The sequence below is a fragment of the Enterococcus sp. DIV1368f genome, from assembly GCF_051712245.1.
GTDB lineage: Bacteria > Bacillota > Bacilli > Lactobacillales > Enterococcaceae > Enterococcus > Enterococcus faecalis.
In genome coordinates, this window is the sequence record NZ_JBIOON010000001.1 from 2,771,756 (window position 1) to 2,796,426 (window position 24,671).

The window sequence follows — 24,671 nt, forward strand, 5'->3', positions numbered from 1 at the left end:
AAAAATGGCCGTTTTTTCTTCTCGTTCTTTTTATGCTAATTCGTTTACCGTTTCTACTCCAAAAACAGCAACCCAATCTTCCTGAAAATCAGTTACTGCTTTTTGAATGGCGGGCATTGCCAAGCCTTGTGTCACGAGTTCTGGTGCGATAGTGACCGCTTGCGCCCCCATTTGACAGGCTTGATTAATTTGTGCCACGTTTTTAAAACTAGCAGCTAAGATCTTACTCTTTGCGTTCGTCCGTTTTATTTCTGCAGCTAAATGCTCAATAACCTTTTGAGAATCAATTGTTAAATTCTCCATCCTATTATAATACGGCGCTAAATAATCTGCACCTGCCGCAATCGCTAGGTAGCCTTGAAATTCTGTATAAATAGCGGTTGCTGTTATCCGATAATTTGCCTGCTTTAGTTGTTTGATGGCTGCCAAGCCTGCTTCATTGACTGGGATTTTAATGAATGTTTCTTGGCCTAATTGTTGTACAATGGTTTGGGCATCTTCTAGCATCTCTTCTGTCGTTTGACCGACCACTTGGACGTGCAAACTCGCTTGTCCAATCATTTTTTTGATTTCTTTCATCTGTGCAAAGAAGTCAATTTTTCCTGCTTGCTTAACAATACTAGGATTAGACGTTACGCCTGCCAGTGGTAAAATTTTCTGATACTTTCGAATAGCCTCAAGATTAATTGTATCTAGCATAAATTCCATCTTTTACGTTCCTCCCTTAAACGATAATTATAGAATAGTGATTGTTGTACCAACAGTTATTTCAGGAATAGCTTTTTCTTCAACATATAATGTACCTGGTAATTCAGGTGTTGTTGCGCCATCAAATTTAATAGTAATGTGACCCAATGTGTCTAAATTAGTTAATACTACCTCGCCTACAGCGGTAATCTGGTAAGTTTGTTCATCAATCACTAACGTTTGCTTGTCCGTAATCGCTTCTGTAACTGGCTGAACCTCAATGTTATAACAATAATCTGCTAAAGCATCTGGTGCATCTTTTCCAAATAAGATGACCATTTTTTCTTCTTTAAATAATTCGGCTTCTGGTCCAATAGACTGAACCTTTGTTGTAAATACTGACATTTCCCATCCTCCAAAAAAATTTTTTAACTATACAATCCAAAACTTGCTAACCAAGCAACTAGTACTCGAGGGGCACCATTTAAGAAACGAGAATATAAAACAGAAGGGACCCCGACTTCAACGGTTTCAGCTTCAGCTTCTTCCAAGCCTAAGCCCACGGGAATAAAGTCGCACGCGTTTTGTGTATTAATAGCAAACAATGCTGGTAGAGCTAGTTGTGGCGGAATGTTGCCTTTCCCAATTTCCACACCAATTAACGTACCAATTACTTGACTGATTACTGCTCCAGGACCTAATAAAGGAGAAAGAAACGGCAGAGAACAAATAAAACCAATAATTGTTAACCCCACAATGTTTCCTGCCAATGGCGCCATGATATTGGCAAAAAATTCACCAATTCCTGAACCTTGAATCACACCAATTAATAAAGAAACAAATGCCATAAACGGAATCACTGTGTTGATCATCGTTTGTACGCCTTCACGGGCTGATTGGTTGAATGTCGCTACAACTTTTCCTGCACCCATACCAATTTTCGCAACAAAACTTTGTTGTTCCGCTTTTTGTTCAGTAATTTTTTTACTTGTATCATATTTAAATTCTGTTTTTTTCGAGGTGGGCTTTTCTGTATCAGCAGCAGCAGCTTCTTCTGATGTCAATGTAATCTGTTTCGGGCCTACAGCGGAAACATAAATTGTCTCATTAATGTATTGTGCTAAGGGACCACTTTTGCCAGTTGGAACAACGTTAATAGTAGGAATTCCTTTTTTAGGATAAATCCCGCAACGAAGAGTGCCTCCACAATCAATAATGGCTAATGCGATTTCATCATCTGGAATCGATGTCTTAAAACCATTGACCGCTTCCATTCCTGTCAATTCTACGATTTTATCAACGATTGCGGGTTTCTCGCCGCCACCTGTAATGTAAATAAATTTATGTTTTTCTTCTGTCGGTGTAATCACTAAGGGCCCACCATAACCGCCATTTCCTTTAACTACCTTAATACTATTGTACGTCATCTCACCTTGCTCCTTTCTAATCCACAGCAATCTCTACTGTTTTACTAAGGGTAATTCCTTGTTGTTTGCAAACATAGGCGGTAGTGAAATCGGTAACCCAACCGCCAATAAAATTCATTAATATCCCTACAAACATATAGCGAATCGCTAGGTCCATCGAATTTAGTCCTAACGTATCAATCCCTTGCGCAATCCCTAACCAAACGAACAATTCACCAGGATTAATATGAGGGAAAACTCCATTACTGGTATGACAAAATTGCGCTTGTGCAGCATAATAGCTAGGTTTATAGTATTCTGGTAAAAATCGAGCCATCGTAAAGGACATTGGATTGCCTAACATAAAAGCGGATAAAAAAGGCAGCACTAAATACCGCGTAACAGGATTTTTGGCAGAAAGTTTGGCTACCTTGGTTACTCTTTCTTCTCCTAGAAAAGCAATTAAGGTATTCATAGCTACCATTAACATCAAAACAACAGGTACGATGCCTGTCATCCAAGAAATAAATGTTTCTGCTCCTGTTTGGAAAAGGTGCATAAATCCTTCCGCAAATTTTGTAATATAAGACATTACTCGACACTTCCTTTCAATTTTGTTTGTACTTTATTTTTCCATAATTGCCATTGAATTTTGGCTCCATTAAGCGGCGTTAATGGTTGTGTTTCTTGATAATTGCCAAGCTCAACACGTAAGTAAATTTCTCGTGCATTTTCCATCGCTTGTTGGGTTAATTTATTTTCCTTTTGTACGAGTGGATGGTAATGATCCATATAATGAATATCCTCGTTCACGTACTGAGGTAAGGGATGAAATTTAGCTAGAACGGTGACACCTTGCATCTTTCTAGCGGCTAAGATTTTCCCTTGCGAATCCACAGCAAACAAGATAATCGTGCCTGCTTTTAACTTCCCTGCACGTCGACCAATCGCGACTTTTCCTAATTGTCGCAATTCTTGGTAGTTTTGATTAAAGTGTTTAATCTGTTTCATTCCCATAGCTATCTGAACGAAGTAAGCTGTTAAAAAAAGCGCTCCGAATACGTAGATAAAGCTCATATGATAATCCCCTTCCTTTGCATCCACTCTTTAACCGCTAAAACATCTCGTTGCTTCCGTAACTCATTACGTAAACGTTCGTCTCCTGCGATTGTAAACAAGCGGTCATATAGTTGTAGTAATTCTGCTTCAACAGTGGCCGTCAGCTCTTCTGGAATACCCAACAGCAAAATAACATCAACTTTACCTTCTGGTGTAACCAGTGATTCTTCAAAAACCCCAATCGATAAAATAATCGTTGGTAAGGCTTGATTAATTGTATGGGGAAAGGCAATCCCCGATTCAAAAATAGTTGTTTGTTGATCTTCTCTAGTAAAAATTCGTTCGATAAATTGAGGATCTACTAATTTTTCTGCTTCTAAATCAGCAATCATTTTCTGGATATTCGCTCGGTAACCTTGAGTATTCTCTAATAATTGATAGGTCATATGAATATTTTGAGATTCCACGGAACGAATTTCTTTTGCTCTCTGCCACTCATTTCTGAGCCAAGTATCGTTAAATAAATTAGTTAAATGGATCATCGGTGTTTGTGGTCGAATATTTTTTAAGGGAATAGTTGTAAAAATAGCAAAATATTGATTCAATTCTCTTCTCTCTGCCTCTTCTTCAGAAAAATGGGCAATCTGGACGTCTGGACCCAAAACTTTTTCCAATTGCCGCTGAATGATCAAGGCCGTTCCATGACCTGTACTGCAGATTACAGCGATTTCTTTTTTGGCTCCCGCTTCATAGTTCCCTCTCAATGCTAGTTCAAAATACAAAGCGAGATACCCAAATTCAACCGTCGGCACACAACGATTTAACAAACGGCCCAATTCTTGCAAGCCAATCTTGGCTAATTCATAGGCCAAAGGATATTGTCGTTCAATTTCTCCATAAAATAAATCGTGACATTCCACATGAAAAACGAGTCGATTCATCACGTTTCTTAAATGATCTTTCATTTCTGAAAACAAGAAGTCCTCATCAAATTCAACAACAACTGAATGATGAATTTTTTTCATCATTTTTTGAAAATAGTCAGCTAAGAGTCCTTCATCAGCCAATAAAGAATTACGAATATGGTTTGTGTTGATGTTAAAAGGAAAGCTGATAAAGGAACGTTCCCATTGGCTTAACGTTACATTATAGGTTATTTCCAAGTGATACATCAGTTCTTCAATCTGCTCGTTATGACGAACATAATCAACATATTCTGGTGGTAGTTCCGTAATGAGTTTTCCAGCTAAAACACGCTGCAAAACAATTGAAACCACTCTTCGTAAAAGAAAACTATCTTGTTTCGCTAGTCTTGTTTCTTTGATTATTTTTTGTATCATTTGTTTGGTAGTTTCATGAAGAAACTGTTCTTCAAAATATTCTTGGACGTAATTCACATGAAGCAAGCGTAAATCAAACTCTTTTCCTTCTAAATGAATGCCACGGTTTGGCGTGCCTACAACCGCAACCTGCCAAGGAGCAATCAGCTCTTTCATGCGCTTAATGTCTTTATTAACTGTGCCGCGGCTAACGGCGAGTTCTTCGGATAAATCATAAGTTGAAATAAATTGATCTTCTTCTATTAATCGTTTGATAATGTAGGAAACACGCTTGCTTGAAGAATTAAAATCAGATTCCCTTTTTAGCCGTCCAGACAAAACCTCTTCAAAACCTTCAAAGTTATTGATTTCTAACTGAAAGAGATTTTCCTTCTGAATAATTTGGGCGATACCGATTAATTCATCATTCAATGTATCAATGTTTTTACGAACTGTTTGAGGACTTGCGGCTAATTTTTCTTGCAATTCCTGTAAGCTCATTCCTTTGTGATCAACTAGTAATTTTATTACTTGGTACCATCTATTTACTAGCGTCATTTAGTTTTCCCACCTCTATCCTCTTGTTTTACCTCCAGCTACGTTTGTGGTGATGCCTGTAATATAGCTTGAACGGTCTGATAAATAATAGCATACTAAGTCAGCGACTTCATGGAGTTTTCCGCTACGACCTAATGGAATCGTACTTGTTTTTGAATAACCTGCTCGCAATTGCTCAACAGAAATATTTCGTGTATAAGCCAATGCTTCTTCATATGCTAAAGTGCGCAAGCCCGTTTCTTCCATAATGCCTGGCGCAATCCCCACAACACGGACGTTTGATTTTCCTAACTCTTTAGCCCATGAACGTGTATAACTGCTGACCGCTGCTTTCGTTGCAGCGTAGGCGCTTTGCCCTTCGGAGCCTTCTAATCCAGCTTCTGAAGACATATTAATAATGACACCTGCTTGTTTTTGTACAAGAATCCGGCCCACTGCTTGGCTCATTAGGTAGAGCCCTTTTTGATTGATGGCTACAATTTTGTCGAATACCTCATCCGATAATTCATAAGGCCCATGAGGATGATTTTTATCCACCAATAGACGAGGAATATTGATTCCGGCGTTATTTACTAGGCCATCTACGGTTCCAAATTTTTCCACCACTTGAGCGACACCTGCTTCTACTTCTGCTCGAGAAGTTACATCGACTTTCACAAAGAGTAAATGCTCATGTTGCGTTTCTGATGCTGAAATATCAAAATTAGCGACATAGACCTCTTCTGCTAACAAGCTTTCAACAATGCTGCGACCAATACCAGATGAGCCTCCTGTAACAATCACTACTTTTCCTTTAATTCCTAACCAATCTGTCATTTGTTCCACTCCTATCATTTGTTTGCGCTTTCAGTATAGGTCAGTTTGTGAAATTATTTAAGACAGTCTTTTTTTGCAGTTTAGAAAAAAAAGTAGACTAATTCAAAACAAAAAAGCAGTTGCTTCTTCACAATCAATCATCCGTGAAGAAGCAACTGCTTCAAATTTTTATTATCCTTGCACTTTCGTGATTTTTCCTTGTTCGATGTAGACCATCAAAATGCTAATGTCAGCGGGGTTCACACCGCTGATACGGCTTGCTTGGGCAATCGTTTCTGGTTGGATTTTTTGTAGTTTTTGTTTTGCTTCTGTCGCCAAGCCGTTAATCGCTTGGTAATCAATGTTTTCTGGAATGCGTTTTGCTTCCATGCGTTTTAGTTTCTCAACTTTTTCCATGGCTTTTTTAATGTAGCCTTCGTACTTGATTTGAATTTCTACTTGTTCAATCACTTTTGGATCAAGCGCCTCTTCAGGTGCGGGAATAAATTGAGCGACTTCTTGATAACTGATTTCTGGGCGTTTCAGAAAATCTCTAGCTAAAATACCGTCTTTTAAGCCAGCAGCGCCTTTGGTTTCCAAAAATGCTTGCACTTCTTTGGTTGGTTTAATCCGATGTTTGCCTAAGCGGGCAATTTCCGCTTCAACAGCCGCTTTTTTGACTAGATAGGCGGCATATTGTTCTTCTTTGACTAAGCCAATTTCATGACCCATTTCTGTTAAACGTAAGTCCGCATTGTCATGTCGTAAAATCAAACGATACTCCGCACGTGACGTTAATAAGCGATAAGGTTCGTTAGTGCCTTTTGTAACTAAATCGTCAATCATGACGCCAATATAGCCATCACTACGTTTTAAAACAAGAGGCTCTTTGCCTTGAATTTTCAATGCAGCATTAATTCCTGCCATCAAGCCTTGACCAGCAGCTTCTTCGTAGCCACTAGTTCCGTTCGTTTGACCTGCTGTATAAAGATTTTCAATGACCTTTGTTTCTAATGTTGGGCGTAATTGGTGAGGGACTACCACATCGTATTCAATGGCGTAACCTGTACGCATCATTTCTACTTTTTCTAACCCTTCAATAGAATGAAGCATTTCTGTTTGGACATCTTCTGGTAAAGAAGTAGATAAGCCTTGGACGTAAACTTCTTCGGTATTCAACCCTTCTGGTTCCAAGAACAATTGGTGTCTTGGTTTGTCTGCAAAACGAACAATTTTGTCCTCGATGGATGGGCAATACCGAGCACCCACACCTTCCACAATCCCAGTAAACATTGGGGCGCGGTGTAGATTTTTTTGAATAATTTCATGCGTTGTTTCATTCGTATAAGTTAACCAACAAGGTTCTTGGTTTTGATTGTAGGCACTATCTGGCGTGCTGTAACTAAAGTGGTTGGGTTCTTTATCGCCTGGTTGTTCCTCTGTCACAGAATAATCAATCGTACTTGATTTTACTCGTGGCGGCGTTCCTGTTTTAAAGCGATCGATTTCTAAACCTAATTCTTTTAAATGATTGGCTAAACCAACGGAAGGTTGCGAATTGTTTGGTCCTGATGAATATTTTAATTCACCAATAATAATTTCGCCACGCAAGGCAGTACCGGCAGTAATCACCACTGCTTGACTACGGTATGCGGCACCTGTTGAAGTTACGACACCACGACAAACGCCATCTTCCACGATTAATTCTTCAACAATCCCTTGACGAAGGGTTAAATTTTCTTCTTTTTCAATGGTATGTTTCATTTCTGTCGCATAGGCATGTTTGTCAGCTTGCGCGCGCAACGCACGCACTGCTGGACCTTTACCAGTATTTAGCATCCGCATTTGGATGTAGGTTTTATCAATGTTTTTACCCATTTCGCCGCCTAATGCATCGATTTCTCGGACAACGACTCCTTTGGCAGGTCCACCAACAGAAGGGTTACATGGCATAAAAGCAACCATATCTAAATTAATCGTTAAAAGTAACGTTTTAACGCCCATTCGTGCGGCTGCTAAGGCTGCTTCAGAGCCAGCATGTCCAGCACCGACGACAATAACATCATATGATTCTGCTTGATATTGATTCATAAAAAATTCCTCTCTTGTCTTATTTTCCTAAACAAAATTGACTAAATAACTGTGTAATTAATTCATCTTGGACACTATCGCCGACGATTTCCCCTAAATAATCCCAACAACGGGTCATATCAATTTGAACTAAATCGACTGGCATACCTGCTTCGATGCCGTTAATCACTTCTTGTAACGAAAGCGCTGCTTGATCTAGCAAAGCAATATGACGTGTATTAGAAATATAGGTAGCATCTTTTTCGCCTGTTTGGCCGCCAAAGAAAAGATCAGCAATTTTCGCTTCTAACTGGTCTAAGCCTGTGTTTGACAACACCGAAACGGATAAAATTTCTTCTACAGGGACTAATTCTTGTAATTCGTTAGGATCTAATTTTGTCGGTAAGTCCATTTTATTTAAAAGAATAACGCGTTTTAAGCCTTTCGTTGCTTCCAACAGTTGACGATCTTCCTCTGTCAATTCTTCGCTTTGATTTAAGACTAACAAAATTAAATCCGAATCTGCTAACGCTTTGCGGCTACGTTCGACACCAATTCGTTCCACAATGTCTTCTGTTTCGCGAATCCCCGCTGTATCAATTAATTTTAAAGGAACGCCGCGAACGTTAACGTATTCTTCAATGACATCACGTGTCGTTCCAGCAATATCTGTAACGATAGCTTTTTCTTCTCGTAACAGATGGTTTAACAAACTGGATTTCCCGACATTTGGTCGGCCAATAATTGCTGTACTTAGACCTTCTCGCAAAATTTTTCCTTGTTTAGCGGTCGTTAATAATTGTTGAATCTGCGCTTTCACAAATTCGGCTTTTTCTAAAAGTAATTTCGTGGTTAATTCTTCGACATCATCATACTCTGGATAATCGATATTAACTTCTACTTGTGCTAAAGTATTTAAAATTTCTTGTCTTAATGAACGAATTAACGCCGACAAGTTACCATCCAATTGGTTCAATGCAACATTCATCGCTTTATCTGTTTTAGCACGGATTAAGTCCATCACTGCTTCTGCTTGTGAAAGATCCATTCGGCCATTTAGAAAAGCACGTTTTGTAAATTCCCCAGGTTCGGCCATTCGTGCGCCTTCACGTAACAGTAATTGCAGTAATTGGTTCACCACGACAATGCCGCCATGACAGTTAATTTCTACCACGTCTTCTCGTGTAAATGTTTTCGGTGCCCGCATCACAGAAAGCATGACTTCATCAATCAATTGATCGTTTTGCGGATCAACAATATGACCATAATGAATCGTGTGCGTGGGGACTTTAGCTAAATCTTTAGTGCCTGACCGATAAACTTTGTTTGCAATAGCAACTGCTCGCTCGCCACTTAAACGAACAATACTAATCGCACCTTCACCTGGCGGCGTAGAAATCGCCGCAATTGTATCAAATTCCATTGTAGCTGATTGCATAATTAGCTTCCTTTCTTCATAACAACAAAAAAAGCGCCCACTCCTCCTGCATTAAAAAATTCAGGTTGGATTTAGCACTTTCACTGCTTGTTCCTTCGATTTTCTGAAAATAGAATAGCACATTTTATTCTATTTGGCAATTTTTCTTCATTAAATGGAACGAGAAAACGTATCATTGAGTGGGGAATTCTCAACAATACGTTTTCTCATCTATAGGAATTAAAGGAGAGAGCTAGTTTTTACGTTTGCGTTTGATGATTCCCATGCTCGCAAGGAGTGCGACAAAGGCGCCAAACAAACTTGTTGTCACGGCTGAGGACTCTTTTTCACCTGTACTAGGTAAGTAGCCTGTTTTCCCGTGATTTCCAGTGCCATAACTGATGGTACTTAGTTTAGGGTGGTAGCCACTACCATTTGTACCGAGGCCATTGCCTAGTGAACCTAAGCCAGAACCTGTTGTGCCTAAACCAGAACCTCCATTTGGATTTGAACCTGTGTTTGAACCATTCCCATTATTCCCGCCAGTTGCGCCATTGTTTCCTGTGTTGCCGCCTGTATTGCCGTTATTTCCGCCAGTATTACCATTGCCTCCTCCAGGATTCGTTGGGTCGGCTGGTGTCATGAAGGTTGTAGCCGTACTGTAATGTCCTGCGCCATCGGTAGCTGTCGCAAGTAAACTTTGTTGAGCAGTCGCTTGTCCCGCTGTTAATTGGATAGCGAAGTTGCCTTCAGCATCGGTGGCACCTACAGCAATCACACTTCTTAATAGTCGGTTACTAATTTGAATGATTCGGTTTGGTTCAGCTGTTCCTTTGATGAGGTAGCCGGCTTTAGACGTTCCTAAAACTGAAGAAACAGTTGGCGCCGCAATTTTAATTTCTGGTTCTCCCGTAATATCGGCTGGCGTCATAAATGTGGTTTTAGGACTCACATTTCCTTGTGTATCTGTGGTTAGTGCGGTTAACGTTTCTTTTTCTGTTGCTAACCCTGCTGCAATATGAACGGAGAAGGTGCCTCCAGTAGTTGTATTGCCACTTGCCAATAATTTTTCACTGCTATTGTAAAATTGAACCGTGAGATTTGGATCAGCAGTTCCAGTGACTGTATAGCCATTGGCTTTGTTTCCTTCAACCTTCGTAATAGTTGGCGCCGCTAAAACAACATCCGCTGGAATAACGGCTGTAGCTGGTTGACTTTCATTGCCAGCGCCATCTTTGCTAATAATCGTAATCGTTTCTCCTGGTGTCACTACGCCAGCTGGTAGAGTCACCGTATATTGGCCGGTTTCGTTAGCAGTGGTAGCAGCAATGATGGTTCCGTCTGCGTCACGGACATCAATAGTGGTTTTGGGCTCCGCCGTTCCAGTGATTTCGTAACCTTTACCAGAATTTCCGGTAATAGAATCAATGGTTGGTGTGGCTAAGTCGGCTGGTGTAGTTGCTGTAGCCGGCTGACTTTCTTTCCCTGTTGCATTTTTCGCTACGACAGTTATTGTTTCGTTAGCTGAGGCCTTCCCTGGCTCTAAAGTCACTGTGTATTTGCCATCAGTTCCCGTAGTTGCCATGCCAAGGACTGTGCCATCGGCGTCACGCACCTCAACTGTTGTACCAACTTCTGCTGCTCCTACTACTTGATAGCCTTTTGTCGTGCTACCAGTGATTTTGTCAACAGTAGGTGTCGCGACTGGTGCATCTGGATCAGCAGGTGTTTTGAAAGCAGTCGGATTACTTTCTTTCCCAGCAGCATCTTTCGCAATGGCAGTTAAGGCTTCGTTAGCTGTTGCTGTGCCCATCGGAAGAGTGATTGTAAAGGCGCCAGCACCATCAGTCGTTCCCGTAGCAATAACTAAACCTGCTTCATTGTGAATCTCAATGGTGACATTTGGCTCTGCCGTGCCGGTTACTTGATACCCAGTGGCAGTTGTTCCTGTAACAGTCGTCACAGTTGGTGCTGCTACGGTTGCATCTTCAGGGACCGTCACTTCCGTCGGTTGACTTTCATTGCCGTCACCGTCTTTTCCAACAACTGTTAATGTATCACCAGGATTAGCGGCTCCCGCTGGAAGGTCCACAGTAAAGTTTCCTTGATCATCCGTTGTCGTTGTACCAATAATTGTTCCATCTGGGTTCCGTACTTCAATGGTGGTATTAGGGTCCGCCGTCCCAGTGATTTCATAACCAGTTGTTGAATCTCCAGTAATGTCACCAATTGTTGGTGTGGTAACATCAGCGGGTGTCATAGCTGTAGTTGGTTGACTCTCAAGTCCAGTATCATTTTTAGCAACTACATTCACTGTTTGTTTCGCTGTTGCTTTTCCTGAAGCTAATGTCACAGTATATTGGCCAGTCGGTCCAGTTGTTGCGGTGCCTAAAACTGTTCCGTCTGTTGCACGAACTTCAATGGTGGTGCCAAGTTCAGCGGTACCTGTCACTTGATATCCTTGTGTTGTATTCCCAGTAACTTTGTCGACACTTGGCGGTGCCACTACTTCATCTGCTGGTGTTTGGAAGGTTGTCGGTGTACTTGTATTGCCAGCAGGATCTTTGGCTAACGCTGTCAATGTTTCATTCGCATTTGCCGTCCCAGCTGGAAGGTTCACAGCAAAGGAACCAGTCCCATCGGCAGTCCCTGTTGCAATCACGTTCCCATCTGCATCACGAATTTCGATGGTAGCATTCGGATCAGCGGTGCCTGTCACCTGATAACCAGCAACTGAATTACCTGTTACTCCTGTTACAGTTGGTGCTGTCACCGTGGCATCAGCAGGAACAAGGACTTCAGTCGGTTGACTTTCATTTCCCGCGTTATCCTTTCCAATCACTGTTAACGTATCCCCAGGATTGGTCGTTCCCGTTGGTAGCGTTACAGTAAAATCACCATTCGTATCAGAGGTACCTGTACCAATAACTGCCCCAGCTGGATCACGAACTTCGATTGTTGTGTTAGGGTCTGCTGTTCCTGTAATTTCATAACCCGTACCAGAGTTGCCTGTAATGTTATCAACTGTTGGTGCAGTGACATCAGCTGGTGTTGTCGCCGTTGCTGGTTGACTTTCCGTGCCACTAGCGTTTTTCGCTACAACGCTCAGCGTTTGATTTGCTGTTGCTTTCCCTGAATCTAAAGTCACTGTATATTTTCCGTCAGTTCCAGTTGTTGCAGTACCAAGGACCGTGTCAGCTGCATCGCGAACCTCAATGGTGGTGCCAACTTCAGCAGTCCCTGTGACCTCATAGCCTTTTGTTGTACTACCTGTTACAGTCTCAACAATTGGCGTCGCCACGGGTGTATTAGGATCCGCTGGCGTTTGGAACGTGGTTGGCGTACTTTCTGTACCGCTAGCGTTTTTCGCTACGGCGGTTAACGTTTCATTGGCACCTGCTTCACCTGCGGGAATGGTAACTGTAAATGCCCCTGTCCCATCAGCGGTACCTGTACCTATTACGGTGCCTCCTGCATTTCGGATTTCAACCGTGGCATTGGCATCGGCAGTTCCTTTAACTTCGTAACCTGCCGTTGAATTACCTGTCACTCCTGTGATTGTTGGTGCGGTTACGGTTGTCTCATCCGCTGGTGTTTGGAACGTTGTTGGCGTACTTTCTGTGCCGCTGGCGTTTTTCGCTACGGCGGTTAACGTTTCATTGGCGCCTGCTTCACCTGCGGGAATGGTAACTGTAAACGCTCCCGTCCCATCAGCGGTACCTGTACCTATTACGGTGCCTCCTGCATTTCGGATTTCAACCGTGGCATTGGCATCGGCAGTTCCTTTAACTTCGTAACCTGCCGTTGAATTACCTGTCACTCCTGTGATTGTTGGTGCGGTTACGGTTGCTTCATCCGCTGGCGTTTGGAACGTTGTTGGCGTACTTTCTGTACCGCTGGCGTTTTTCGCTACGGCGGTTAACGTTTCATTGGCGCCTGCTTCACCTGCGGGAATGGTAACTGTAAACGCTCCCGTCCCATCAGCGGTACCTGTACCTATTACGGTGCCTCCTGCATTTCGGATTTCAACCGTGGCATTGGCATCGGCAGTTCCTTTAACTTCGTAACCTGCCGTTGAATTACCTGTCACTCCTGTGATTGTTGGTGCGGTTACGGTTGCTTCATCCGCTGGCGTTTGGAACGTTGTTGGCGTACTTTCTGTACCGCTGGCGTTTTTCGCTACGGCGGTTAACGTTTCATTGGCGCCTGCTTCACCTGCGGGAATGGTAACTGTAAACGCTCCCGTCCCATCAGCGGTACCTGTACCTATTACGGTGCCTCCTGCATTTCGGATTTCAACCGTGGCATTGGCATCGGCAGTTCCTTTAACTTCGTAACCTGCCGTTGAATTGCCTGTTACTCCTGTTACGGTAGGTGCGGTTACTTCACTAGTAGTACCTGCAGCAAAATAAATGTTGGATACACCGTCTGCTGTTGCTAATAAATTAACGTCTAAAAGATCTGTTTGAACGACTGTTCCTACAAAACGAGCATCTAAATTATTGGATAAATTTTGAGGTGTTGAAACGGTAGTTGGTAAAGTAACCGTAGTTGCGCCTAGTAAAGAAGCATCCACTAACTCATTCACACCTGAACCACCAACCGCTAATAAAGGCAAAGCACCTGAAACAGCCACGTTTACCGTGCCTTTGACAGGAAGCAAGGCTGCATTTATGGCTGTGGCGACAAGATTACTTGGGATACTGGTTCCTTTTGCCTCCAAAGCTTGAACTGCCGCATTCAAATCTTGTAAGATGTTTGAAACATTTTGGGCTAAAACTAACCCTAAACCATCACTAATTGGTGCGCTAATGTATGAGCCGTCAGCTGCTAACGTTTCCGGAGCTGTAAATGAAGCAGCACCTAAGTTTTCAATGTTATTCACTAATTCCAATTGACGATTCACTTCCGTCAAATCAATATCAACACCAGTTAAATTCCCTAACGCTCCACTGGTAATTTGAGTAATCACATTGGTTAAATCATTGGCTGCATTCAAAACGGCAGTCAAAAAAGTAACTTTTGAAAGATCAATCGTAACGTTGGTATTGATTGCTGCGCTGCCTGCTGCAGCTACATTTCCTCTTAACTCAGGAGGAACCACTAACACCGCTTGTTTTTGTCCACTAAACACAGCGGAAGCATCTGCTAAAGCGCCACCAGAAACCGTGAAATTAACTGGTTGATTTTGGTTTGCGGCTGTCCAACGATTACTCGTTGAAGTGCCACTGTCATTATTTGACGTAACATTTGATAATAGTTCGATATCCAAGACCGCTGCTGATGCACTGATTGTGCCAGAGGTAACAGCTATACTTACAGGGATTGCTAATGACGTAAATAATAAACCACTTGATATTGCTAAATTAAGCATCTTGCGTTTTGTCCATTTTTTATGCTGACTTTTCCGATTAAAATCCTCAACAATTTTCTTTTTCATCTGATCGTCCCTCTTTTCTTTAAAATAAACGATAAATACCAAGATCATTAGCTTCCCCTAGTTGTGTTCATCTCCCCCTTTAGCGATTTAAATGGATTTAACACCTGCAGTTTAGTACATTTCCTCAGCTTTTCAAAATATAATGCTGTGAATTTTTATATAAAAATTCATTTGATAACAAACATCCTAGATATGTTAAAAAACTCACTAATTCATTAGTGAGTTATTATACAATGAGAGGAAAATGAGGAAGTTTATACATTTCTCCTCAATCATTAAAGATAAATAAATTATTTTATTATAACTTATCGTTTGATAAATCGATAATTAAATAACGGAAATTTTTTTATTTTTTTGAGAAATTCCACTATTATTTTTTCTGCTTCTTTGACTGTTTTTATCAATTTTATGGCTGTAAGTCATAAAAACTTTACATCAAAAAAATGACTCTAATCTATAACAATTTTTTCTGTTTTTAAGATTTTTTTATGAATTTTTTTATATTAAAAAAATTTCATAAAAAAAGGCGACAGCCGTTTTTGAACGAATGCCGCCTTTTAGATAAACAAAAACCTGATTCTAAAAGAATCAGGTTTAGGAAAAGCAAATCAAGATTCGCTTCAACTGTTTATCATCGTATTTGTATACTCTGATAAGAATGATTTCGTAATAAAATATACTGTGTTTCGTGGTATTTGTCAATCGCTTTCTTGAATTCTCTTGAGACCTTTCCATAAGCATATAAGGTCAAAATAACTGACCAAATCAGCGTTGTAACTATCTTTTTAATTAAGGGGTCAGCCAATTTAATTTCATTAGTTTATCTAAAAACACCACCAAAATTAAAGCATCTGCACTGCCACCAATACTCCAATTTTTTTCTTTGAATAAGTGATTCAATCTTTCTAAACAAAGGGTTCCCCGTAACGTTTGTGTCCCCCCTAAAGCAAAATATTCCTGGATTAACGGTTGATATATTTCAAAAATTTGGACATTTTGACTTCGTTTAATCAAATTCGTATCCTCAACATAGAGCGATAAATAAAGGAGCGTATCAATGAGTTTTTGTTGTTGTGTGCCTTGATGTTTTTGATAATAAGGCACTCCCTGTTCAAAGACAGCGGGATAACCTTGTTGCGCCTCTCCACGGATTCCAGTCAAGCCATGCTGAACAAATAGTCGTTCACCCCAAGTTAGTTTTTCTAGCTCATTCGTAGCGAGGTTTTCAAAGTCAGCCAATAAGTCTTGCGTCATTGTTTGAAGCGTTTGTTGAAACAATTGTAAGGTGCAAGGGGTCTCCCAAATCATTAGACGACCACAGACAGCTAAAAAAATACCTAGAGAAAAAATCGCTCCTTTATGTGTATTGATACCTTCTGTTGCCTCAAACATTGCTCGTTCTGCTTCTAAACCAACTTGTCGAATCGCGCGAAATGTTGCCTCAATCGGCAAATGACGTAGCTCTGTCCCAGCTTGAACGAAGGTTTCAAAATAAGGAGTCAAAACCACACTACTTTCTAAAAAAGTGAAAACATCCATATCTTGATGGGCGCCTGCATCGACTGGATCCACCAAGCCTGGTTTATTTAAACAGGTCACTTCATAGAGTAGTGCCAATTGTGCTTGCTGCGCTAATTTACTCCTTGCTTGCTTTGTCATTGCCTTTTACGTCCCTTCTTCTGCCGTGGTCTTTTCTTGTTTTATATAGTCTAGTACAGCATTAAAAACCGTGTCAACTACGCCGCCATCAAATACATTAGGTATAAATTTTTCTGCTGTGGGTTCTGAAATCATAGCGGCCAAGCTTCGTGCTACTGTCATTTGCAAACCGACATCGACTTTTCTGCCTTTCGCTGCCAATAACCCTTTAAAAAGACCTGGAAAAGCTAAAATGTTGTTCACTTGATTCGGATATTTGGAAGAACCAGTTGCTAATAAACGGACGCCATTGGCTTGGGCGAGGGCTGGTTCAATTTCTGGTTTAGGATTTGCTAAAGCAAAGATAATTGGGTCTTGGTTCATTGATTTAATCAGGGCTGGCGTTAGCACATCCGCTTCTGATAAGCCTAAAAAAACATCCTGATTGACGACAGCGGTGGCTAAATCTTTGTTTTCTACTGATGGTTTTATTACCTGTCGAAGCAAAGCACGTTGGTAAGGATTCAATGTCGGGTCTTCTTCTCTTAAAACACCTTGGCGATCTACTAAGGTGAGATGCGTAATCCCCGCTTGAATACATAACTTAGCGGTCGCTACACCAGAAGCACCAACTCCGTTAATCACCACACGTAATTCATTTAAAGGTTTTCCTTTAATTTTAGCTGCGTTAATTAGCCCAGCTAAAACGACGATGGCTGTTCCTTCTTGGTCATCATGATACACAGGAATGTTCAAACGTTGTTGAAGTTTTTCTTCAATTTCAAAACATTTTGGTGCAGAAATATCTTCTAAATGGATTCCTGCAAAACTATTTTGTAAATTTTCAATTGTTTGAACCATCTCGTCAACTGATTTTTGTTCCAGTGCTAAAGGAATAGCATCGACCCCCGCCAAATTTTTATAAAGTAAAGCTTTGCCTTCAACAATTGGCAAGCCCGCTTGCGTGCCCATATTGCCGAGACCCAGAACAGCTGATCCATCTGTAATAACCGCAATTAACTTACCACTAATGGTCCACTCGCGCGCTAATTCATGATTTTGGGCAATCATTAAACTCAATTCTGCGACACCAGGTGTATACATTTTGGCTAAATCATGATGGTTTAACACCGCTTCTGTTGCTTCAAGACTTAGTACACCAATATTTTTTTGATGAATTGCTAGAACTTCTTCTAACACATTGTCACTTCCTTTCACGGGCTGCCTTTTTTCTATTTGATGAAGCAAGGGTTTGAACAACCGTTATCGTCGCTCAAACCCTTGCTTCTTTATACATTTGCGGAGCACTTGCCCGTTCTATTCTGGCAAGTCAAGTTTGACTGTCACTTTCTGTAACGGTACATCGTAAAAAGGATCTTCGCGACGTCCTAAAAAGTCTTTTCCTTGTTGTGGGAACATCGCATATAATAGGACATCCTCTTCAGATTTTGCGTATTGTTGGATTTCCTTTTCTAAACTATGCAACTCTGGTTTCAATAAATCCGCTGGTCGACAAGTGATTACCTCTTCATCCCCAATGATTTTTTGCTTAATCTCTTCTGCGATAGGTGCTGGTGATTTGCCATATTCTCCGCGCACATAATCTTTGATTTCATTCGGTATTAAGGAATATCTTTCCCCAGAAATCACATTCATTAAGGCTTGTGTTCCAACCATTTGTGAAAGCGGCGTAACTAGTGGTGGATACCCTAAATCCGCTCTTACTTTAGGTACTTCAGCTAAAACTTCTTCATATTTGTCTTGTAAACCTTGCTCCGTTAATTGACTTAATAAGTTTGATAACATACCACCAGGCACTTGATAAATCAAGGTTTTCGGTTCCGTATCTTTAACTTTAGGGTTTAAAATGCCTTCACTTCTAAAGCGATCACGAATCGGATTGAAATAGTCAGCAATCTCTGTTACTTTTTCCATATTTAAACCTGTTTCAAAGCCTAAATCTTCTAACGCAATGGCTACAGATTCTGTGGCTGGTTGACTCGTACCGCCAGCGAAAGAAGAGATAGCTGTATCGATGATATCCGCACCTGCTTCAGCAACTTTTAAATAGGTCATCTCAGAAATACCACTAGTCGCATGCGTATGCACCTCTAAAGGTAAATCAATGGCATCTTTCATTTTGCTCACTAATTCAAAACCAGTTTGTGGCGTCAAAACGCCTGCCATATCCTTAATACAAATGGAATCCGCTCCTGTTTGACTTAATTCTTTGGCTAATTTTACAAAGTAATCGATGGTATGAATTTCACTCGTAGTATAAGAAATCGCTGCTTGACAGTGTCCGCCAGCTTCTTTTGTTGTTTGAATTGCTGTTTGTAAATTACGGACATCATTCAAGGCATCGAAAATACGAATAATATCAATCCCATTTTCAACTGATTTTTCGACAAAGGCCCGCACCACATCATCAGCGTAATGACGATATCCTAGTAAATTTTGTCCTCGTAATAACATTTGAAGTTTGGTATTTTTAACTTCTTTGCGAATTTGGCGAAGACGTTCCCAAGGATCCTCGTTTAAATAGCGGACACAGGAATCAAACGTTGCCCCGCCCCACATTTCTAATGCATGAAATCCTGCCTCGTCCATTGTTTTAATAATCGGCAGCATATCTGAGGTTGGCATCCGTGTTGCAATTAAACTTTGTTGTCCATCCCGTAGCACCGTTTCTGTAAAACGAATTTTTTTACTCACTTGGCTGCTCCTTTCGTGTCAAAATTATTTCTGTTATTTTTTCTTGCATTGCTTCAAGACTGTGACGTCGATTTCGTCCACAGACTTTCGCCTCTTCTTGGCACATAAAACAGCGCCGTGGTGGCAAGCCTAAATCTCCTCGATGAAGGCTTTTTAGTTCTTTATTTCCCCATAAAACATCTAGGTCCACTAAACGACCATAAGGATGTGTTTCTTCAATTTTGACCATTCTTTGTTTTAACTCTTGCGGGGCTAACGAAACCGCCAAATAATATTCAGGCCCTGTTTTTTCATTCCGGTAAAAATTAACAATCGGTACTTGATCCAGCAATTGTTGCTCGACTTCGTCAATTACTTCTAAAAAAACAGCCGTTAAGGTGGGCGAATTTTTCACTTCTCCAGGAATATTCATTGTGGCAGATAAGAGACTAGCTTCTGGTGCTGTTTCTAACAACTCCTTCTGTGTGGCAGCTCTTTGTTCGCGAGCATCCAACATCTCTAAAAGTGTTACTTTTTCCCCATTAAACATTGCGTACCACATCAATTAGACTACCATCTCGGTATTCAATTAACGCAACAACTTTGTCTCCATATTTAATTGGTTCCGGGGTGCCAACAATGTTGTAGGCTTTGTCTTTCAACTCTTCTAACGTAAACTGAGGAACATCTAAGGTTTTAAAACAATCAATTAAGTCTGTTCTTTTTGGATTGATTGCAATGCCGACTTCTGTTACTACGACATCGACACTCGTACCTGGTGTAACGACTGTATTTACTTGCTCAACGATTGTTGGAATCCGTCCACGAACAAGTGGTGCAATCACTAGACTCATTTTACAAGCCATACTTGTATCGGAATGTCCGCCAGAAGCACCACGGATGACACCATCTGAACCAGTAATGACATTTACATTAAAATCTGTGTCCACTTCTAAAGCAGATAAAATAGCTGTGTCTAATTGATTAATAACCGCCCCTTTGCTAAGCGGTGAGGCATACATATTGGCATCAATTTCATAATGATTGGCATTTTCCCCTAAAGAAATAGCTGATGGATGATCAAAGTCTTGGACGTCAATAATTTTTTCTACTAAGCCTTCTTCCAAAAGTTCCACCATTGCATTCGTAATTCCGCCTAAAGCGAAACTTGCTTTAATGCCATCTTTAAGCATTTGTTCTCTCATGAACCGCGTAACTGCTAGTGAAGAGCCACCTGTTCCTGTTTGGAATGAGAAGCCTTCTTTGTAGTAAGGAGAATGTGTAATTATTTTTGCGGCATATTCAGCAATCAATAATTCTTTAGGATTCTTTGTAAAACGTGTTGCGCCTTTGGCAATTCCATCTGGATCACCAATTGCATCAATTTCTACCACATAATCAACATCTGTTTGTGGAATACTGATAGGGGTATTAGGATATGGTACTAATGTGTCAGTAATGATGACCACTTGATCCGCATATTTTGCATCGACCATCGCATATCCAAGAGAACCACAGGTGGCTTTTCCTTTGGTTCCATTCGCATTTCCATAAGCGTCTGAACTTGGTGCACCTAAGAAAGCTACATCAATATGGATATCGCCTGCTGCTACTGCCCGTGCCCGGCCACCATGTGAACGAATCACCACAGGATTTTCCATGATACCTGCTGAAATAGCAGCTCCTACTTTATCTCTCAAACCTGAAGAAGTAATGTTGGTGACTACTCCATTTTTAATGTGTTCGATCAAAGGTTCATGAACATTTGCAATTGAACTAGGTGCAATCGAAATGTTTTTCAGCCCCATGGCGGCAATCTCGGCTAAAACTAAGTTCATCACATAGTCTCCTTCACGGAAATGGTGATGGAAAGAGATGGTCATGCCATCTTTTAAACCTGTTTTTTCAATTGCTTCACGAATACTTCCTAAAAGTTTTGTCTCCCGAGGTTTCACTGGTTTAATTGCTCGGCTCGCTTCTTGATAAGCATCAATGTGTGCTAATTCTCCTTCATAAATGCCGTATTGCTCTGCATAAGATTGAGGAATGTCTTTGCCTACTTTATTTACTACCATGTCTATATTTCCTCCTCGGTAATTAATTTAGCCGCCAATGCTAACGCAATGACCCGTTCAGCTCGTTCAACAATTGGTTTATCAACCATTTTTCCATTTACGGAGATAACACCGGAACCTTTAGCTTCGGCTTCCCGAATGCCCCAGATTACTTCCTTAGCATTCTGGATTTCTTTTTCTGTTGGCGCATAAATAGTATTAACCAATGGGATTTGACGAGGGTTAATCACCGATTTCCCATCGAAACCTAGCTGTTTAATCAAACGAACTTCGGCTTCAAAGCCTTCCGTATTGTCTACATCTGAATAGACCGTATCAATAGCTGCAATCCCAGCTGCTCGAGCGGCATGTAAAATCATGCTACGAGCAAAGAATAGTTCTTGGCCATCTGGATGGCGCCGTGTTTTCATATTGGTAACATAGTCTTCGGCGCCTAACGCGATGCCAATCAATCGAGTTGAACTTTTGGCAATCGCGGGCGCATTTAGAACACCTTCAGCCGATTCGATAGCAGCCATCATTTTCGTTGTTCCTACGGGAATGTCATTTTGCTGTTCTACTTCTGTAATGACTGCCTCGACATCAATGATATCTTGGGCTGTTTCTGTTTTTGGTAAACGAATCACATCGACACCAGCTAAGACCATTGCTTCAATATCTTCTGCGCCACCGGCATCTAAAGCATTGATCCGAACAACAATTTCAATATTGCCATAATCGAAAGTTTTCAAAGCAGAATGGACTAAAACACGGGCAGAGTCTTTTTCTTTTAATGAAACTGCATCTTCTAAATCAAACATGATTGAATCTGCCCCATACAATGGTGCATCTCTTAGCATTGCTGCGTTCGCTCCAGGGACAAACATCATTGTTCTTCTTAAACGTTCCATGAGTCCAACTCCTTCCAATCATACGTTTCTTTTTCAGCGCCTCGATGTAAAACTGTAATCATCCGAGCTTTGATCGTACAATCTAATGCCCCTTTATCAATCGCCTTGACCGCAACGCCTTGGACATCTAAATGTTCCAAAGTTGTCGTAATCACCTGACGAATTTGATTGCCAAATTGTTTTTCGACACTACTTTCTAATTCAATGGTATTTTCTGTTGATTCAATGGGTTGGACGGTAATCATAATATCACTTGATTCTACTGTCCCTGCAGTAGCATTTTTGATAATCTTCACTTTCTTCACCTCATTAGTTTCTTGTGTTCTACTAAGTATTGATAACTTGTTGCTGGTAAAAACTTCTTGAGTGTCTCTTTGTCGCCTTCAGCCATCGCTTTGCGAACTTTCGTCGCACTAATCAGCTCTCCACCAATCGCTAATCGCGGGACAATGGTTAGCGTTATCGTTTGTCCGAAAACTTGTTGCATTGCTTGATTGTAGACAGCGGTCACTTCTGAATAAGGCTCTTCTCCCACATAACGTTGCTGAATTTCAAGTATTGGCGCAATTCTTTCTTTAAATAACGTTGCATCAAGCGTTGCTTGAATTGCAGCTACCTCTAATGGCGCTTTTTCTTTCAAAAAATAGGTAGGAAAAGTCGCAGACGAAACTAAGTAATCTTTTGTAGATAGGACTGTCACATTGGGTAAATGGGCTACCCCTTTTTGCACCATTGCGAAACGTGCTTCTTTTGAAAATAGCGATTTATCTTCAGCTAAAACAAACACATAAACGTGCGGACTTTCTTTGGCTGCTTTTTCGACTAAGTACTGATGGCCTTTCGTAAAAGGATTTGCATTCATGACAATGCTACTGGCTGGCCCTGCTTTTTTATGCTGTGTCAGGTAATCAAGATAATCGGCAAAATCTGGTTTGCCTTGCTCCATAAATAGCACCTCTTGATTCGCAACCACTTTTTGAAAGCCTAGCGACTGAAAAATTTGTTCATTTTTTGGTTTTGTATACAAAAAACTGTGTAATTGGTTTTCTTCTCTCAGTTTTTCAAGTAGATGAACCACCAATTGGGTTAACAAATTTTCAGATTGATATTTTTTACAAACGGCCACGCACTTAATCGTTTTGCCTGAAAGCGAGCCAGAGGCGATTAATGCTGTGTCATCATATATGCCAACGGTGTAATCAAGTGCTTCTGTCGTTTGCAATTCGGCTTTTTCCATTAATTCGCGCCAAGCTTGATAAGCTTTTTTATCTTTTTGCAACCAGATTCTTTTCATTGTATATACGCTGCTCACAGCAATAACCTCCTTTATTTTTTAATTGGAAATAATTTTGTTAGTAATTTAGATGCTAGATAAATGATAAATAAAACAACGAAAACGCCGCCCCAACCAAAACCTAACAGTTCAAAAGCAATTTTTAAATCTTCCATGTTAACAGACATGTATTCGTTCTCCTTTCTGTCCTATGTTAAAAAGGCTAATAGTAAGCCACCAGCAATTACAGAAGCGATTTGTCCTGAAACGTTGGCACCAGCAGCATGCATTAAAATAAAGTTTTGTGGGTCTTCATCTGTAGCCATTTTTTGAATGACCCGACTAGACATTGGGAAAGCGGAAATACCCGCAGCACCAATCATTGGATTGATTTTTTCTTTTCTAAATAAATTCAAGAATTTAGCAAAAAGCACGCCGCCAACTGAGTCCATAATAAAGGCGACTAACCCTAAGCCAATAACCATCAACGTATCGACTTTTAAGAACTCTGCATAGTTCATGCTAACGGAAATAGATAGTCCTAGCAAGATACTAATAATATTTACCAATTCATTTTGAGCTGTAATGGATAAACGATCCAAAACGCCACATTCTCTTAATAAGTTCCCAAACATCAAGAAACCAACTAATGGTAATGACACCGGCGCAATTAACCCTGCGACAATCGTAATAACAACCGGGAAAAGAATTTTCGCTGTTTGAGAAACTTCACCGGCCCGATAAGTCATACGGATACGACGTTCGGCTTTCGTCGTCACTGCTTTAATCGCTACTGGTTGAATAATCGGAACTAACGCCATGTAGGAGTAAGCGGCAACCATTATGGCCCCCATGTATTTTGAATGTAAGGTATTTGCTACGAAAATAGACGTTGGACCATCAGCGGCACCAATAATCCCAATCGAAGCAGCATCGTTTAAATCAAAACCTAATAAAACAGCCATAATAACTGTAAAGAAAATCCCAAACTGTGCAGCGGCACCAAACATCAACATAAACGGATTTTGTAACAATGGACCGAAATCAATCATTGCCCCAATCCCAATAAATAATAATAACGGGAATAACTCTGTTTTTATTCCAAAATCAAAAAGAACATTAAACGGACCTGGCTCGCCGCCAGCGCTCAATACGCCGGAATTAGGAAAGTTCACTAAAATCGTTCCTAAACCCATCGGCACTAAAAGTGTTGGTTCATACTCTTTTTTTATTCCTAAATACATTAACAGTCCACCAATCAGCATCATCACAATGCGTCCTGGTTCTTGGCCCATTCCTATAACACCTTGAATCAGTGTCTCCACACAAATCACTTCCTCTTCTTAAATT

20 protein-coding genes are annotated in these 24,671 nt (G+C 40.8%); all 20 read right to left on the reverse strand.

Annotation, left to right across the window (positions count from 1 at the left end):
• Positions 1–30: 30 nt before the first annotated feature.
• A complete protein-coding gene (locus tag IGL07_RS13435) occupies positions 31–708 on the reverse strand; it encodes a fructose-6-phosphate aldolase (protein WP_010816932.1) in 678 nt (225 codons plus the stop codon).
• A gap of 27 nt (positions 709–735) precedes the next feature.
• Positions 736–1,092, reverse strand: a complete 357-nt coding sequence (locus tag IGL07_RS13440) for a PTS glucitol/sorbitol transporter subunit IIA (RefSeq protein ID WP_002355981.1) — start codon at positions 1,090–1,092, stop codon at positions 736–738.
• Positions 1,093–1,115: 23 nt separating this feature from the next.
• Positions 1,116–2,114 (reverse strand): PTS glucitol/sorbitol transporter subunit IIB, encoded by a 999-nt coding sequence (gene srlE, locus IGL07_RS13445; protein ID WP_010711860.1) that lies wholly within the window; start codon positions 2,112–2,114, stop codon positions 1,116–1,118.
• A 16-nt stretch (positions 2,115–2,130) separates the two neighbouring features.
• Complete coding sequence (gene srlA / locus IGL07_RS13450) at positions 2,131–2,685, reverse strand: PTS glucitol/sorbitol transporter subunit IIC (RefSeq protein ID WP_002355983.1); 555 nt, start codon at positions 2,683–2,685, stop codon at positions 2,131–2,133.
• On the reverse strand, positions 2,685–3,170 hold the full coding sequence (locus IGL07_RS13455) for a transcriptional regulator GutM (protein WP_002355985.1): 486 nt from the start codon (positions 3,168–3,170) through the stop codon (positions 2,685–2,687). The genes srlA and IGL07_RS13455 overlap by 1 nt, the downstream gene beginning before the upstream one ends.
• Positions 3,167–5,029: a BglG family transcription antiterminator gene (locus tag IGL07_RS13460; RefSeq protein WP_002367533.1), complete on the reverse strand. Its 1,863-nt coding sequence runs from the start codon at positions 5,027–5,029 to the stop codon at positions 3,167–3,169. Before IGL07_RS13460 ends, IGL07_RS13455 begins: the two co-directional genes overlap by 4 nt.
• A gap of 15 nt (positions 5,030–5,044) precedes the next feature.
• The gene (locus IGL07_RS13465) at positions 5,045–5,845 is read right to left on the reverse strand and encodes an SDR family oxidoreductase (protein ID WP_002376273.1); all 801 of its coding nucleotides are present in this window, start codon (positions 5,843–5,845) and stop codon (positions 5,045–5,047) included.
• Positions 5,846–6,016: 171 nt separating this feature from the next.
• Positions 6,017–7,915 (reverse strand): tRNA uridine-5-carboxymethylaminomethyl(34) synthesis enzyme MnmG, encoded by a 1,899-nt coding sequence (mnmG, locus tag IGL07_RS13470; protein WP_438747455.1) that lies wholly within the window; start codon positions 7,913–7,915, stop codon positions 6,017–6,019.
• A gap of 19 nt (positions 7,916–7,934) precedes the next feature.
• Positions 7,935–9,332 (reverse strand): tRNA uridine-5-carboxymethylaminomethyl(34) synthesis GTPase MnmE, encoded by a 1,398-nt coding sequence (mnmE, locus tag IGL07_RS13475; RefSeq protein WP_010816937.1) that lies wholly within the window; start codon positions 9,330–9,332, stop codon positions 7,935–7,937.
• Positions 9,333–9,564: 232 nt separating this feature from the next.
• Complete coding sequence (locus IGL07_RS13480; protein WP_429861341.1) at positions 9,565–14,799, reverse strand: Ig-like domain-containing protein; 5,235 nt, start codon at positions 14,797–14,799, stop codon at positions 9,565–9,567.
• 741 nt (positions 14,800–15,540) lie between these two features.
• The gene (citG, locus tag IGL07_RS13485) at positions 15,541–16,410 is read right to left on the reverse strand and encodes a triphosphoribosyl-dephospho-CoA synthase CitG (RefSeq protein ID WP_002359201.1); all 870 of its coding nucleotides are present in this window, start codon (positions 16,408–16,410) and stop codon (positions 15,541–15,543) included.
• Between the two features lie 6 nt (positions 16,411–16,416).
• Positions 16,417–17,589, reverse strand: coding sequence for an NAD(P)-dependent malic enzyme (locus IGL07_RS13490; protein ID WP_010710949.1), 1,173 nt, complete (start codon positions 17,587–17,589; stop codon positions 16,417–16,419).
• 117 nt (positions 17,590–17,706) lie between these two features.
• Complete coding sequence (locus IGL07_RS13495) at positions 17,707–19,104, reverse strand: oxaloacetate decarboxylase subunit alpha (RefSeq protein ID WP_002355994.1); 1,398 nt, start codon at positions 19,102–19,104, stop codon at positions 17,707–17,709.
• Positions 19,097–19,633 carry a citrate lyase holo-[acyl-carrier protein] synthase gene (gene citX / locus IGL07_RS13500; RefSeq protein ID WP_002403986.1) on the reverse strand — a complete coding sequence of 179 codons (537 nt, stop codon included), beginning with the start codon at positions 19,631–19,633 and terminating at the stop codon, positions 19,097–19,099. The genes IGL07_RS13495 and citX overlap by 8 nt, the downstream gene beginning before the upstream one ends.
• Positions 19,626–21,158, reverse strand: coding sequence for a citrate lyase subunit alpha (gene citF, locus IGL07_RS13505; protein ID WP_002355996.1), 1,533 nt, complete (start codon positions 21,156–21,158; stop codon positions 19,626–19,628). The genes citX and citF overlap by 8 nt, the downstream gene beginning before the upstream one ends.
• Before the next feature lie 2 nt (positions 21,159–21,160).
• On the reverse strand, positions 21,161–22,048 hold the full coding sequence (citE, locus tag IGL07_RS13510; protein WP_002355998.1) for a citrate (pro-3S)-lyase subunit beta: 888 nt from the start codon (positions 22,046–22,048) through the stop codon (positions 21,161–21,163).
• Positions 22,036–22,344: a citrate lyase acyl carrier protein gene (citD, locus tag IGL07_RS13515; RefSeq protein ID WP_002355999.1), complete on the reverse strand. Its 309-nt coding sequence runs from the start codon at positions 22,342–22,344 to the stop codon at positions 22,036–22,038. The genes citE and citD overlap by 13 nt, the downstream gene beginning before the upstream one ends.
• Before the next feature lie 5 nt (positions 22,345–22,349).
• Complete coding sequence (gene citC, locus IGL07_RS13520) at positions 22,350–23,342, reverse strand: [citrate (pro-3S)-lyase] ligase (RefSeq protein ID WP_025189445.1); 993 nt, start codon at positions 23,340–23,342, stop codon at positions 22,350–22,352.
• A gap of 32 nt (positions 23,343–23,374) precedes the next feature.
• A complete protein-coding gene (locus tag IGL07_RS13525) occupies positions 23,375–23,509 on the reverse strand; it encodes an OadG-related small transporter subunit (RefSeq protein ID WP_002356001.1) in 135 nt (44 codons plus the stop codon).
• A 21-nt stretch (positions 23,510–23,530) separates the two neighbouring features.
• Positions 23,531–24,646 carry a sodium ion-translocating decarboxylase subunit beta gene (locus IGL07_RS13530; RefSeq protein WP_002383526.1) on the reverse strand — a complete coding sequence of 372 codons (1,116 nt, stop codon included), beginning with the start codon at positions 24,644–24,646 and terminating at the stop codon, positions 23,531–23,533.
• Positions 24,647–24,671: the final 25 nt, after the last annotated feature.